Annotated in this window: 9 protein-coding genes; 6 read left to right on the top strand and 3 right to left on the bottom strand. The window is 72.6% G+C overall.

The features are described from left to right. Nucleotides 1-165: 165 nt before the first annotated feature. Both ACIQ9E_RS25115 and ACIQ9E_RS25110 read right to left on the bottom strand, forming a co-directional pair. Nucleotides 166-1,182, bottom strand: coding sequence for a DNA-3-methyladenine glycosylase family protein (locus ACIQ9E_RS25115; RefSeq protein WP_403710581.1), 1,017 nt, complete (start codon nt 1,180-1,182; stop codon nt 166-168). A 287-nt stretch (nt 1,183-1,469) separates the two neighbouring features. Further along, nucleotides 1,470-2,891 (bottom strand): N-acetylmuramoyl-L-alanine amidase, encoded by a 1,422-nt coding sequence (locus ACIQ9E_RS25110; protein WP_403710579.1) that lies wholly within the window; start codon nt 2,889-2,891, stop codon nt 1,470-1,472. A 139-nt stretch (nt 2,892-3,030) separates the two neighbouring features. On the opposite strand from ACIQ9E_RS25110, the gene ACIQ9E_RS25105 reads away from it, so the two are divergent. The 5 genes from ACIQ9E_RS25105 to ACIQ9E_RS25085 all read left to right on the top strand — a co-directional run bounded on the left by ACIQ9E_RS25105 (nt 3,031) and on the right by ACIQ9E_RS25085 (nt 12,483). Further along, nucleotides 3,031-3,795, top strand: a complete 765-nt coding sequence (locus ACIQ9E_RS25105; protein ID WP_403710577.1) for a TIGR03089 family protein — start codon at nt 3,031-3,033, stop codon at nt 3,793-3,795. A 785-nt stretch (nt 3,796-4,580) separates the two neighbouring features. Continuing rightward, nucleotides 4,581-6,248, top strand: a complete 1,668-nt coding sequence (locus ACIQ9E_RS25100; RefSeq protein WP_403710629.1) for an LCP family protein — start codon at nt 4,581-4,583, stop codon at nt 6,246-6,248. A 232-nt stretch (nt 6,249-6,480) separates the two neighbouring features. Beyond that, nucleotides 6,481-8,271 (top strand): LCP family protein, encoded by a 1,791-nt coding sequence (locus ACIQ9E_RS25095; RefSeq protein ID WP_403710575.1) that lies wholly within the window; start codon nt 6,481-6,483, stop codon nt 8,269-8,271. Nucleotides 8,272-8,466: 195 nt separating this feature from the next. Next, on the top strand, nt 8,467-10,161 hold the full coding sequence (locus ACIQ9E_RS25090) for an LCP family protein (RefSeq protein WP_403710573.1): 1,695 nt from the start codon (nt 8,467-8,469) through the stop codon (nt 10,159-10,161). A gap of 966 nt (nt 10,162-11,127) precedes the next feature. Next, the gene (locus tag ACIQ9E_RS25085) at nt 11,128-12,483 is read left to right on the top strand and encodes an LCP family protein (RefSeq protein ID WP_403710571.1); all 1,356 of its coding nucleotides are present in this window, start codon (nt 11,128-11,130) and stop codon (nt 12,481-12,483) included. Nucleotides 12,484-12,516: 33 nt separating this feature from the next. Here ACIQ9E_RS25085 and ACIQ9E_RS25080 read toward each other — a convergent pair whose 3' ends face one another. After that, nucleotides 12,517-13,110, bottom strand: a complete 594-nt coding sequence (locus ACIQ9E_RS25080; protein WP_006348959.1) for an acyl-CoA thioesterase — start codon at nt 13,108-13,110, stop codon at nt 12,517-12,519. A 229-nt stretch (nt 13,111-13,339) separates the two neighbouring features. Here ACIQ9E_RS25080 and ACIQ9E_RS25075 point away from each other — a divergent pair, with 229 nt between their 5' ends. Continuing rightward, complete coding sequence (locus ACIQ9E_RS25075; RefSeq protein WP_403710569.1) at nt 13,340-14,659, top strand: LCP family protein; 1,320 nt, start codon at nt 13,340-13,342, stop codon at nt 14,657-14,659. Nucleotides 14,660-14,679: the final 20 nt, after the last annotated feature.

Raw genomic sequence — 14,679 nt, 5'->3', positions numbered from 1 at the left:
GGGTCCCGGCGGCCGGACATCTTCGCGGTCGCTCTGCCGCTCGGCCGCTCGGCCCGAGTGCCGTCTTCCGTGTTTCGTGTTCCGTGTGGTCCCGTCGGTCGGCGTGGTCCCGTCGGGTCCATGGGCCCGGGCCGGCGGGGCGGCGCCGGGTGTCCGCACGGACCGTCAGAGCAGGCCGATATCGACCTTCCGCATCTTCGGCTTGCGGCGGGGCGGCACCCGGCCGCTGAGCAGGACATAGCGCGCGGCGCGGTGGCGCTGGCCCTCGTACGGCGCGAGGAGTTCGAGCATCGCCGCGTCGTCGGCGTCCCGGTCCCCCGCCAGCGCCCAGCCGACGATCCTCGGGAGATGGAGATCGCCGAGGGTCACCGCGTCCGGTGCGCCGTTGCTGCGCTGCACGGTTTCGGCGGAGGTCCAGGGGCCGATACCGGGTACGGCCTCCAGCCTGGCCATGGCCCGCTCCGGGTCCATCGCAGCCGCCTCCTCCAGACGGCGGGCGACCCGGGCGGCGCGCAGGATCGTCGAAGCCCGCTTGTCGTCGACGCCCGCGCGGTGCCACTCCCAGGACGGGATGAGGGCCCAGGCGCGGGGCTCGGGGATCACGTACAGACCGCCGTATCCGGGCATCGGACCCGCAGGACCGGGGGCGGGCTCCCCGAATTTGCACACCAGCAGCCGCCAGGCTCGGTACGCCTCGTCCGTGGTGACCTTCTGCTCCAGGACGGAGGGGATCAGCGATTCCAGGACCATGCCGGTGCGGGTGAGGCGCAGCCCGGGGCGGCGGTGGCGGGCGTGGGCGACGAGGCGGTGGCGCGGGGTGAAGGCCTCGGGCTCGTCGGCGTCACCGAGGAGTGCGGGCAGGGAGTCCAGCAGCCATGCGGCGCCCGGGCCCCACGCATGGGCCTCGACCTCTCCTCCGCCGCAGGCGGCGACCCGCAGGGTCCCCGGGCCCTCGGGGGTGCGGGCGGTCCGCCATACGGCGCCGTCGGCCGCCGTCCGGAACGTCGGATCGCCCGGCCCGCGGCGCAGGACTCCCAGCACCAGGCCCAGGTCCAGCGGTCCGGGCGGCCGCCAGCGCCGGATCCCGCTGCCCGGTTGGGCGGAGGCGGACGGCGCGCCGGGCAGCGGGGCGGAGCCCGTCCCGGGGGCGGGGGCGGGCCGGGGGGAGAAACGACCGGACAAGAGGGTCCTCGGAGTGAGGGAAGGCTGTCACTTCGAGGGTAGGCCCCGCCGCTGACAGTCGGCCCGCGGCCCGCGTGCCCCGGCCGGGCGGGGCGGGGCGGCCCCGTCCGCCCGGAGCGGCCGAGCGGTGTGCGGCCTCGGGCCGGGACCCGCGCGGGCCGGGTCCGTGGAGGCGGGGGCGCCGTGGTTGCCGGTCGGTGGCCGGGGGTCCGCCCCGGGGCGTCCGGTCCGGGGGCCGGTGCGCCCCGGACCGCGGGCCGGAGCGGGCCCCGGCCCGGAGGGCTCCGTCAGCCGCGGCCCTGGTAGTCGGCCGATGCGGTGCGGATGGCCGGGAGGCGGTTGTAGAGGCGGGTGCCGGGGCAGTCCGTCGAGACGCCGTCCCGGTGGCCCGAGATGACGTTGAAACTGATCTTCCGGCCCTTCTTGTACTTTCCGCTCCCGCCCGACGTCAGCGTCACCTTCCCGCGCGGGTCGGCCTGGAACAGCCCCAGTTTCCACGCGGTCAGCCGGGCGACCGCGGTCTCCACCGCGGCGGACGGACCGGTCTTGTTGTAGGTGCCGAGTACGGCCACCCCCATGGTGTTCGAGTTGAACCCCAGCGTGTGCGCGCCGAGGACTGCCTTGGTGACGCCACCCGCCCGGCCCTCGTAGATATTTCCGCACTTGTCGACGGCGAAGTTGTAGCCGAAGTCCCGCCAGCCGCTGCTGACCACGTGGTAGCGGTAGATACCGCGCAGTACGGAGGGGGCCTGGGCGCAGGTGTAGTTGTTGCCGGTGGAGGTGTGGTGGACGAACGCCGCCTTCACAGTTCTGGTGTAGACGTAGCCGCCCTCCCTGAGCGACTCGTTGGCGCCCCACTGCTTCCGGCTGGTGATCCCGGGACGGGACGCGGCGTACTGCCCGGCCAGGAAGGACTCGGGGAAGCCGTCGGGGTACGGCGGCCTGGCGGCCGCGGCGGGCCGCACGGTGCGGGAGGCCGGCAGGAGGGCGGGTACGCCGGGCGCCCCCGCCGCACCGGGCCCGCCGGGCGCTTCGGCGGCGCCCGGTGCGAACTGCCCGGGGTCCACCAGCTCCAGCCGCAGCCCCCGCGGCAGTTCACGGTCGGCGCCCTCGCCCCGTACCCGTACCTCCACTCCGTCCGATGCCCCCACCCACAGCGGGGCCGTCGCTCCGCGCAGCCGCCCCGAGGCGGCCTCGGCGGTGCCGGGGTCGGCACCGTGGTCACCCGTGTGGGTCTCGATGTCCTGCCAGCCCGACCAGTCGCCGGTCCCGGCGGCGCGGGTGCGGATCTGGACGGTGCCGTGCAGTTCGGCTCCGGCGTCGTCCCAGACGACACCGACGAGGGAGAAGGGGCGGACCCGGGGTTCGTACCGGCCGCGCTCGGGGACCCGGGTCGGGGCGGAGGACCGGGCGGACGGAGCTTCGGACGGTGCTTCGGAGGACCAGGGCTCGGACGACGGGGGCTCGGAGGCCGGGGGCTCGGACGTCTCGGGGTCGGCGGAGTCCGCGGGGCGGTCGGGGAGTGGGAGGGACTGGGTGGAGCCGGGGACGTCGGGGGCGGCCTGGACGGGCTGGACGCGGGGCGCCGGTGGGGCGTCCCGGGGGTCGGTGGGCAGGGTTGCCGCCGACGCGCCCGGGGGCAGCGCGAGCGGGAGGACGAACGCGGCACAGGCCGCTACACCGGTCGAGGAAGCCAGAAATCGACGCATGCAGAAGATGCTGAGTGTCCGTCGGCCGCTCCGCTCGCCGGAACGGCCCCGGGAAGGCCCCGGGCCCACGGCCGACCGGAGGATCCCGTCACCGGTACGAGGGACGCCGCCGCGTGGACGCGCGCGTACCCTTGCCGGGATGAACGCCAGCGACCGCACCCCCGCCGACCTGCTGCGTTCCGCGCTCGCCGCGGACCCGGGCCGCCCCTTGATCACTTTCTACGACGACGCCACCGGTGAACGGGTGGAATTGTCCGTCGCCACCTTCGCCAATTGGGTGGCCAAGACGGCGAATCTGCTCCAGGGCGATCTCGCAGCCGGCCCCGGCGACCGGCTCGCCCTGCTGCTGCCGGCCCACTGGCAGAGCGCGGTCTGGCTGCTGGCGGGTGCGTCGGTCGGGGTGACCGTGGAGATCGGTGGCGATCCCGCGGACGCGGACGTGGTCGTCAGCGGTCCCGACACACTGGAGGAGGCCGGGTCCTGCACCGGGGAGCGGATGGCGCTGGCGCTGCGGCCGTTGGGCGGGCGCTTCCCGCAGGCCCCGGACGGATTCGCGGACTATGCGGTGGAGGTACCCGGCCAGGGCGATCGGTTCGCCCCCTTCGTGCCGGTTGATCCGGATGCGCCTGCGCTCATCGTCGACGGGATGGAGCTGAGCGGCGCCGGGCTGGTCGGGCGGGCCCGCGAGGACGCGGGGCGGCTCGGGCTGACGGCCGGGGCCCGGCTGCTGACGGGCGGGGAGTACGGAACGTGGGAGGGGCTGTCGGCCGGGCTGTACGCACCGCTGGCGGCGGGCGCGTCGGTGGTGCTCTGCCGCCATCTGGACCGGCTGCCCGCGGATCAGCTGCGGCGGCGCATCGAGAGCGAACGGGTGACGAAGTCGCTCGTCGCTCCCGGCGCATAGGCCCTGCCCCGGCGGGGGGCCGGCCTCCGCAGGGGCAGGCTCCCCGGCGCGGCATGCGGCCTCTCCGGGGCTGCCGGCCGCGCCGCCCGGCGGCAGATTCCGCGGTACGCGACTCCCGGGGGTCCCGGCCGGCGCCTGCGGACGGGGCGCGTTCACTGCGCGCCTGGTACGGGCCGGGGGAACCGGCGGCGGAGGCGGCGGCCGGCCCGCGGGTCGGGGCCCGCGGGGATCCGCGGAATCCGGCCGCCACCCCGCTCCGCCTCCCGGCCCGTGTACGGGGCGTGTTCGCCACCCGCATCCCGGGCGTCCGGGCCCCCGCTGCCGTCCGCGTCCCGCGCCGGTGGCGGGACGCCGGTGGGGTGCCGAGCCGCCTCCGCCCGGACGCGGCAGCAGCGGCCGGGGCGGGGCGGGGCGGAAACACCGAGAACACCTCCCGTCCCGTTGAACAACGGGTGTCGCCGCACAGCCAACGGGATGGCTCCGGGGGAAACGGGATGTATACCCCCACATGGCGCACACCGCTGCCGAGCCCCCGGGCCCGGCCCCCAACTCCGTTGGATGATCGGCGATATCCGGGATTTCCCGCACAACCAAGCGCCAGGTTCAGCCGTCTAGCCCTGCGATCGGCGGTCCAGCGCACCGCCGACGCCGTGAGGATGGACGCAGAAGTGACGGAGAGTGCCGGCACACCGACGGGCCCGGACGGCCCGGACGGCGGAGACGGCGGAGACGACGCGGTCGGGGAGCGGACCGGGGGCGGCGCGGAACACCACGTACCGCCGCCCCTGGCACCGGAGGACACCCCCGGGCCCGACGCGGAGACGGACACCGGCCAGCGGACCGGAAACGGCCCGGAGGCAGGCACCGGTCCGGAGACGGAGACCGGTCCGGAGGCGGGCGCGGATTCGGACACCGACCGCGATTCCGGTACGGATGCGGGCACCGGTACAGATTCCGGTACGAGGACGGGCACGGATTCCGGTACGGAGACGGGCGAGGCGTCCGGTACGGGGACGGACCCGGGGGACGTGGCCGTGCCGCCGTCCGGGCCCGCCGACGGCACCGACGCGGCCGCCGAGCGGATCCCGCACGCGGCCCCCGACGGCGACTCCGTCCCGCTCCCCGGCCCGGGACAGGCCGGACCCCTCGGCGGCGCGCCCGCGGCCGGACGTCTCGGCGCGCCCCTGGGAGCCGTCCCGGACGGGCCCGGCGCCGGTCCGGAGGGCGCCCGCCGCAAGCGCCGCTGGCTGCGGTGGACCGCGCTCGGCGTATCCGTGGCCCTCCTCTCGGGCTCGGCCACGGCCTGGTGGTTCTACCGCAAGCTCGACAGCAACATCACCACCGACACCGCGACCGCGGTCGAGTTGGAGACCTTCGAGAAGGAGCGGCCGGTCCAGGTCTCCCTGGACGCCAAGAACATCCTGCTGATGGGCTCCGACACCCGCCGCGGCGAGGGCAACAGCAAGTACGGGCGGGACGACGGCGGCAGCCAGCGCGCGGACACCGTGATCCTGCTGCACATCGCGGCGGACCGGCAGAGTTCGACGTCGATGTCGATACCGCGCGATCTGATGACGACGATCCCGTCGTGCCGGCGCCCTGACGGCAGCCGGACCGAGGAGCGCCTCGGGCAGTTCAACTCGGCGTTCGAGACGGGCGGCGCGGCCTGCGCGATCCGTACGGTCGAGGAGATGACGGGCGTCCGGATCGACCACCATATGGTCGTCGACTTCCGCGGCTTCACCAAGATGGTCGACGCGGTCGACGGCGTCGAGGTGTGCCTGAAGGAGCCGGTCGACGACCCCGACGCGCATCTGGACCTCCCGTCGGGCCGGCAGACGCTCGACGGCGAGCAGGCGCTCGGGTACGTCCGCGCCCGCAAGTCCATCGGGAACGGCAGCGACACCGAGCGGATGGACCGCCAGCAGCAGTTCCTGGGTTCCCTGGTGAAGAAGGTGCAGAGCGACGGGGTGCTGCTCAATCCCGGGAAGCTGTATCCGGTGCTGGACGCGGCGACCAAGTCGCTGACGACCGATCCCGGTCTGGACTCGCTGAAGGACCTGTACGACCTCACCCGCTCCCTGCGGAACGTGCCCACGGAGAACGTCCAGTTCCTCACCGTCCCGCGACGCCCCTGGGCAAACAACCCCAACCGGGACGAACTGGTACAGCCGCAGGCGTCCATCCTGTTCCGGCAGTTGCGCGAGGACTCCCCCATCACCGTCCTGACGCCCGGCGCCAAGGCGGCGGACGCGGACGCGGACACGGACGCGGGGCAGAAGAACGCGCCGTCGCCGGGCGCGGTGCGGAGCGCCGATCCGCGGGAGAACGAGCGGACCGACGCCGCCGGAAAGCCGTCCCGGCCCCCGTCCGGAAGCCCGGACCCGTCGGCCTCCCCCACCAACAGCCCCAGTTTCTCCGGGACGAACGCGGCGGTGGGCGTATGTGACTGAATGGTGTGGTCTGAGTAAAGCGATACCCAAGCAAGGTCCCCGGCCAAGCGGATTGGGCAGATTGCCCCTTGTAAGCGACGTGGCATGCGTCACCGGCATCGCTCCTCATTGACCTGGGCGGATAGTGTGACGCGATCCGGTGCTCGGATTCGCGTCGCGCACTGAGGATCGACATACCGAACGCCTTCGGGGGAGGCGTTTCGCGTGGCACCGACGGAGGATTCAGACAACCGTGGATGCGCAGAGCCGCGGGCGGGCCGACGACATCGACCCCGCCGACCAGTGGGTGTACAACCCGCAGACCGGCAACTACGAACTGCGACTGGACCGGAACCCGGCGCAGTCGTCGCCGTCCGCTGCTCCGGAACGGCCGAGAACGCCCGGTCCGCGCACCCCGGCCGAAGACGGTGCCCCCGGCGGTTACCGCCCCGGCAACACCACCACGGGTACGGGCACGGGAGCCGGTCCCGGCCGCCGGGAGGACACCGGTGTCCCCGGTCAGGTCCCCGTCCCCGGCCAGCGCTCCCGCCGCTCCCGTGACGGCTCGGGCGATACGCCCCCGCCCGGCACCGGCCGCCGCAAGCGCAAGCAGAGCGCGCCCCGCAAGAAGAAGATCCTGATGTGGACGGGCGGGACGCTCGCCCTGCTCCTCACCGCGGGCGCGGTCACCGGCTATGTGATCTACCAGCAGCTCGACGGCAATATCCAGACCGTCGACATCGTCGGCGGCTCCGGCGGCTTCAAGAAGGACCAGGCCGTCAACATCCTGGTCATCGGCACCGACAAGCGGACCGGCAAGGGCAATACGGCCTACGGCGACCGGAAGAGCCAGGGCCACGCCGACACCACGATCCTCTTCCATGTGTCCAAGGACCGCACCAACGCGACCGCGCTCTCCATCCCCCGTGACCTGATCACGGATATCCCGGACTGCGAGACGAAGACCGGGGACGGTGTCACCACCATCCCCGGCACGTCGAGCACGCGGTTCAACGAGAGCCTGGGCGTATCGGGTCGGGACCCGGGCTGCACCATGCGGACGGTCAAGGAGCTGACGGGCATAGAGGTCGACCATTTCATGATGGCCGACTTCAACGCGGTGAAGGAGCTGTCGACGGCGGTGGGCGGGGTCGAGGTCTGTCTCGCCAAGCCCATCAAGGACAAGGACTCCAAACTGAACCTCTCGGCCGGAAAGCACGTCGTCAAGGGTGAGGAAGCGCTGGCGTTCGTACGGACCCGGAAGTCCGTGGGCTTCGGCAGCGACCTCAGCCGTATCGAGATCCAGCAGCAGTTCCTCAGCTCGATGATCCGCAAGATGAAGTCCGGTGACACCCTCACCAGCCCCACGAAGATGTGGGACCTGGCGAACGCGGCCACCAAGGCGCTGACGGTCGACACCGGGATAGGAAGCATCAAGCAGCTCCAGAGCCTCGGCCTGGAGCTGGCGAAGGTCGACCCCAAGAACATCACCTTCACCACGGTTCCGGTCGTGGACAACGAGGACCGCTCGTCGGTGCTGCTCCAGGAGAGCAAGGCCAAACCGCTGTTCTCGATGATCAAAAACGATGTGTCGCTGACCGAGGTGCAGAAGAAGGAGAAGGCGGCAGCCGCAAAGAAGGCCCCGGGACCGCTCGACGGCGCCCGGGCGCAGAAATCCGACGTACGCGTCGCGATCTACAACGGCAGCGACACCAGGGGCGCCGCGGGCGCCACCCTCACCTGGCTTCAGGGCGAGGGTGTGTCCAAGTCGAGCAACGAGGCGAACGCCCCGCAGAAGATCGCCGCAACGACACTGGAGTACGGCCCGAACCAGGCCGATCAGGCGCGCACGCTCGCGGACCTGATGGGCCTGCCCGCCACGGCGCTCAAGCAGAAGGCGGCGGACTCGCAGGGGCGCGAGCCGATGGTGCTCACGCTCGGCGCCGATTTCCAGGGCGCCGGAATCCCGGTATCCCCCGCGAAGGCCAAGGCACCCGAGGGCATCCAGAAGGTCGAAGCAGACAAGCAACTGTGCGCCAAGTGACCCTGATACGGGCATACCCGTCCCGGGTCCCTCGGCGCACATGACACAGGGGACTTTGGGGTGGAACAGAATCACATACAGGGGAGGGGGACTCGGGAGGACGGAGTCCGCCACCCCGGTGGAACGGGCTGGGGCGAGGGGCCCCGCCATGGCACAGGAGGCCGGGGCGAGGGGCCGCTCGAATCGACCGCGGCCATGCCGTCGGTCGGCGGCGGGGCGTACGGCAACGCGCACGGCGGCGGAAACGGCAACGGTCACAGCGGCGGGAGCGGCGGTGAAGGGCCGGGGAACGGCGGTCGCTCCCACCGGCGCGGCGGCGGCGGCGGCCGCGGTGACGGCGCGGGAGAGGGGCGGCGGGCCGGCCGCTCGGCACGGCGCAGCCGCCGCAAGCGGGCCCTCGTCTGGACCGCGGGTGTGCTCTCGTTCCTGATCCTCGGCACCGCGGGCGCGGGCTACCTCTACTACGAGCACCTCAACAGCAAGCTCAAAAAAGAGGACCTCAACCTCGGCAGCAAGGACATGGCCGACCACCGGCCCAACTCCGCGGGCCAGACCCCGGTCAACATCCTGCTCATCGGTTCGGACGCCCGGGACAACAAGGCGAACCAGAAGCTCGGCGGCGGCCGGGACACCTTCGGCGCCGCCCCGCTCGCCGATGTGCAGATGCTGGTCCATATATCCGCCGACCGTTCGAACATATCGGTGCTCAGCATGCCGCGGGACACCATGCTGGAGATCCCGGAGTGCCGGGACAAGAAGAACGACAAGGTCTATCCGGCGCTGAAGTTCGAGCAGACCAACGCGTCGCTGGGGCGCGGCGGGCCGGGCTGCACGGTGGCCACCTGGTACCAGCTGACCGGGATACCCATCGACCACTTCATGATGATCGACTTCGGCGGTGTGGTCTCCATGGCCGACGCGATCGGCGGAGTCCCCGTCTGTGTCCAGCAGAACATCCACTCCCGTACCCGCGACGGCAAAGGCTCCGGTCTGAAGCTGAAGAAGGGGACCACCTACGTCCAGGGCGAGCAGGCCCTCCAGTGGCTGCGGACGCGCTACGGCTTCGGCGACGGCACCGACCTCTACCGGGCCCAGGCCCAGCAGATGTACATGACCGCGATGGTGCGCGAGCTGCGGAAGAACACCAAGCTCACCGACCCCAACAAGCTCCGCAAACTGGCCGAGGCCGCCATCGACTCGCTGACCGTCAGCGACACCATCAACTCGGTGAAGAAGCTGCTGGACATCGGGAACGACCTGAAGAAGGTCCCGGCGAGCCGGATCACGACCACGACGATGCCGAACGTCTACTCCACCCGGCGCCCGGGGAAGGTCGAGCCCATGGCGGGCGAGGCGGAGGACGTCTTCCGGATGATCCGGGAGGACATCCCGCTGGACGGCAAGGCTTCGTCGGCGACGAAGAAGAAGCCGAAGACGGAGACCACACCGGTGTCCGGGGATCCGGCGGCGGCGCCCGGCGAGATCCGGGTCCGGGTGCAGAACGGTACGGACGGCGACGGACTGGCCCCGGCGCCCCGCCGGGCCGCGGACGTCGCGGGTGCGCTCGGCGCGAAGGGCTTCACCCGGGCGACGACGACATCGGTACGGAACCCGCAGGCGAAGACGGTGATCCGGTACGGCGCCGACGATCTGGAGGGCGATGCCCAGGCGGTCGCCAAGGCGCTGGGGATCCCGCTGTCGGCGGTGAAGAAGGCCCCGGCGTCGGACGGCCTGGAGGGGATCACGCTGACGGTCGGCGCGGACTGGCGGCAGGGCCAGAGCTTCCCGAAGCCCAAGCCGAAGAGCAACAAGGTGCCCGCGTCGGCGAAGGCGATGAAGGGCGACGACGACAAGGCGTGCATGCCGGTGCAGCCGGGCTTCACCTGGTAGCGGGAGGCGTTCCGGGGCGTGCGGGCTCCGGCGGCCACCGCTCGGCACCGCGGGACGGGGCGCCCGGCCGCTCCCCCCTCGCGCCCGGCGCGCCGTCCGGCGACGACCCGGTGCGCTCGGCCTGCCGGCACGGACCTCGCGGTGATCGCCGCAAGGCGGCCGCCCCGCTGCTCCGGCGCATCATGAGAGCGTCCCGGGCCCGAGGCGCAGCGCCGGCGCGTACCACGATCGGGTGAGACGAGGCCCGGACGGCGGCGCCGGAAGCGGCGGGTGTACGGCCCGCGGGACGGGGACCGTACGGACCCGGGGTCCTCGCGGACCGGCCCGGCGGGCGATCCCGCCGGTGCGGTCCGTGGCCGGACCGAGCATGAGCACCGCCTCCGTTGCACCGCCTTGCCCCCGGTCGGGGACGGACCGGGCCGGGTGGCACGGATGCCGCTCCCCATCGGGACCGGCATGGTCACGGACGGAGAAGGAGGCGCGGCGTTCACCGTCCCCGCGTTACCGCGAACGGGGGACAGGGACGCGCGGCGGCTGTCCGGTGCGACCGGCCGCCGATCGTATCGGCCTACGGTGTGCTGGATTCGCCCTGTCAGCCGCGTCCGGGCGGTTCCGGACCGTTCCGGCCCACCCGTCCGGGGCACTCCCCCGCAGTCCAGCAGTGCCGGAGGCCACGCACCCCCTATAGTGACCGCGAGTAACCATACGTTCACGCTATTGCTCCGGTCGCAGGCGCCGGTGCCGCCGTCCGGGGGCCCACCCGTCCGGGCGCACCGCGGCCGGTGCCGCTCCGGGGCGGGTGAACCCGTCCACCACCGACGCCCGCGGAGGTGTCCCCTCGTGCCCATGCCGCCCCGTTCCCCCCGCCCCCGCCCGCCGTACCCCGCCGGGCCCCGGGTCAGGACCGGGGGCAGGACCGGGGGCAGACGCCCGGCGCCGCCACGGCGGCCGCGCTGGGGGCTGCGGATGGCGACGGCGCTGTCGGTGCTCGTCCTGGGTGCCGGGGCGATCGGCCACGCGCTGATGACGGGCCTCGACACCGGGATCGCCCGGGTGGATCCGTTCCGGGACATAAAGAACCGTCCGGAGGGCGGGCACGGCACCAATGTGCTGGTCGTCGGCACCGACGGCCGGGACCGGATCACCAAGGCGGAGAAGGCGAAGTACCGGCTGGGCGGGGCGCCCTGCCACTGCACGGACACGATCATGCTGGTGCACATCTCGCGGGACCGGGACCGGGCGAGCGTGGTGAGCCTGCCCCGGGACAGTCTCGCCCGGCTGCCCGCGCACACCGACCGCAACAGCGGCCGCAGCCACCGGCCGCATCCGGTGAAGCTGAACGCCGCCTACGCGGAGGGCGGTCCCGCGCTGACGGTCAGGGCCGTGGAGCAGCTGACCCGGGTGAAGGTCGACCACTATCTGGAGGTCGACTTCACCAGTTTTATGAAGACGGTCGACGCGGTCGGCGGGGTGGACATCTGCACGGCGAGCCCGATGAAGGACAAGTACACCGGTCTCGACCTGCCCGCGGGGAACCACCGGCTCGACGGCGGGCGGGCCCTGCAGTACGTCCGCTCCCGCCATGTCGACGGGGCGAGCGATCTGGGCCGGATGCGGCGGCAGCAGCGGTTCGTCGCCGCGCTGATCAAAGAGGTCGGCGGGACCGGGATCATGCTCAATCCGGTGCGGTTCCGGCAGGTGGCGTCGACCATGCTGGGCTCGGTGCGGGCGGACCGCGATTTCGGTACGGACGAGCTGCTGGCCCTGGGCCGGGCGATGCGCGGTTTCTCGGCGGCGTCGTCGGAGTTCACCTCCGTACCGGTCGCGTCGACGGGGCAGGTGCCGGGCGCCGGGTCGGTGGTGCACTGGGACCGGCCGAAGGCGGAGCGGCTCTTCCGGCTGATCCGGGAGGACCGGCCGCTCGCGGCCGCGCGGACCGGGGGCGTGCGGAAACAGCTCGTCGAGGTGTCTCCGCAGCAGATCCGGGTGCAGGTCTACAACGGCACGCGGACGGGCGGTCTGGGCAGCCGGGTGGACGCGGCGCTGCGGGGTACCGGCTTCGACACCACCCGGGCGCCGCGCAACGCGGGCGGCCCGGTGGCGGCCCGTACCTTCGTCTCGTACGACCCCCGCTGGGACCGCTCCGCGAAGGCGCTGGCCACGGCGCTCAAGGGGTGCGAGACCCGGCCGGTGAAGGGGCTCGGGCGGACGCTGCGGGTGACCGCGGGGGCCGACTGGTCGGGGGTGGTCCCGGTCCGGGCGGAGAGCACGAACCTCGGGGAGTTCGGGGCGGTGCGGGGCGACGAGGTGGTCTGCCCCTGAGCACGGGCCGGGGGTGGCCCCGGCCCGCCCGGTTCAGTCGGCCATACCGTCCGCGGCGCGCTGCTCCCGCAGTTCCCTGATCGCCCGGCGGCGGGCGAGCCGGTGCGTACGGCGGATCTGGGCCTCCTGGTAGCGCCGCCGGTCGCGTTCGGTCTCGGGGACCACCTGCGGTACGGGCCGCGGCTTGCCGTCCGCGTCGACGGCGGCGAAGACGAGATAGGCGGAGCCGACCTGCTGGGCGGGGGTCGACTCGTTCCAGCGTTCGGCCAGGACCCGGACGCCGACCTCCATGGAGGACCGTCCGGTCCAGTTCACCTGGGCCTTCACATGGACGAGATCACCGACCCTGACCGGCTCCAGGAAGACCATCTCGTCCATGGAGGCGGTCACCGCGGGCCCGCCGGAGTGGCGGCCCGCCACCGCACCCGCGGCATCGTCGACCAGCTTCATGATCACCCCGCCGTGGACGGTGCCGAGGAGGTTGGTGTCGTTGCCGGTCATGATGTGGCTGAGGGTGGTGCGGGAGGCTGAGGTCGGCTTGGCCGGGATCTCCGGCGCCGCCGCGTCCGCCCCGGGCGCGTGCTGCGCGGCCGGGGCGGCCTCCGGATGCTGGGCCTGGTTTGTCATGTCTTCCACCCTAAGTGGGAGCGGCTCGTCCACCTGATCCGCGGCGGCCGGCCCACGGCTCGCGGGCCGCCCGCGAGTGGCCTGCGGGTGGCCTGCGGGGCGGCCCCTGGGCGCGCTCAGCGGGTGCTCTTCGGACATCCGGCGACGAATGCCACAGCTCTGCTACGGGCCCGCCCCGAAACCGCACCCGGCCTGTCGGAGGGCCGATGTGACCCGGCACACTGATCACATGAACGATTGGCCCGACGGGTACGGACACGGACGCGGCAGCCAGGGCTCGGAGCCCGAGGGCGCACGCGTGATGCGCCATGTGCAGCGACCGGTACCGCCGCAGCAGTCGCCGGGGCACGACGACCAGCAGGGTCAGCCCCCGTACGACAGCGGTTACAACACGGGCCAGGTCTACGGCAGCCAGTCCGGGCGCGGCCGGCTGCCGCGGCAGGGCGGCGCGCCGGGCCAGGGGCAGCCTTACGGCCAGGACCAGGGTTACGGACAGGATCAGGGTTACGGGCAGGGTCAGTACGGTCCTCCGCCGGCCGGTCCGCCCGGCTCCCGGCCCGACCGGCAGCCGCCGGACTGGCGCCGCCGGATCAAGATCGGTTCGCTGGTGCTGGTGGGCACGCTGCTCGTGGTCTCCGTCGGCACCTACTTCTGGGCCGACGGCAAGGTGAAGCGCGAGGTCGACCTCTCCAAGGTGATCGAACGCCCCGGCGAGGGCGACTGCACGACGTATCTCATCGTCGGCTCCGACAGCCGCGAGGGTATGACCTCGGAGGAGAAGAAGAAGCTCAGAACGGGTTCGGCCGTGGGCAAGCGGACGGACTCGATGATGATCCTCGCCGACTGCTCCAGCGGTCCGGTGATGGTGTCCCTGCCGCGCGACTCGGATGTGGAGATCCCGTCCTTCAAGGGTTCGGAGTCGGGGAAGCTCTTCCCGGCCAGGGGGCAGCGGGTCAAGCTGAACGCCGCGTACGCGATGGACGGCCCCGAGCTGCTGGTGCGGACCGTCGAGCACAACACCGGGCTGCGGATCGACCACTACGCGGAGATCGGCTTCGCGGGCTTCGCGAATGTCGTGGACGCGATCGGCGGGGTCGAGATGGACATCCCGAAGGCGTTCAAGGACAAGAAGTCGGGCGCCGACTTCCAGGCGGGCAAGCAGACCCTCGACGGGGAGCAGGCGCTCGCCTTCGTCCGCACCCGGTACGCCTTCGCCGGGTCGGATCTGGACCGGACGAAGAACCAGCAGAAGTTCCTGGCGGCGCTCGCCAACCAGACGGCGACCATGGGCACGATCCTGAACCCCTTCAAGCTCTACCCGACGATGGGCGCGGGCCTGGACACGGTGATCGTGGACAAGGACATGTCCCTGTGGGACCTGGGCCAGATGTTCTTCGCCATGAAGGGCGTCACCGGCGGCGACGGCACCTCGATGAACATTCCCCTCTCGGGCACCCGGGGCGGGAACCTGACCTGGGACAAGGCGAAGGTCGAGCAGCTCGTGGAGCAGATCCGCAAGGACCAGAAGATCACCGTCAAGGGGCAGTGACGGGCGGCCTCCGGCCGGCG

It is taken from the genome of Streptomyces sp. NPDC094448, from assembly GCF_044763775.1.
Taxonomy (GTDB): Bacteria; Actinomycetota; Actinomycetes; order Streptomycetales; family Streptomycetaceae; genus Streptomyces.
The sequence above is the reverse complement of the archived record's forward strand: the minus strand, read 5'-3'. Positions and strand labels throughout refer to the sequence as shown.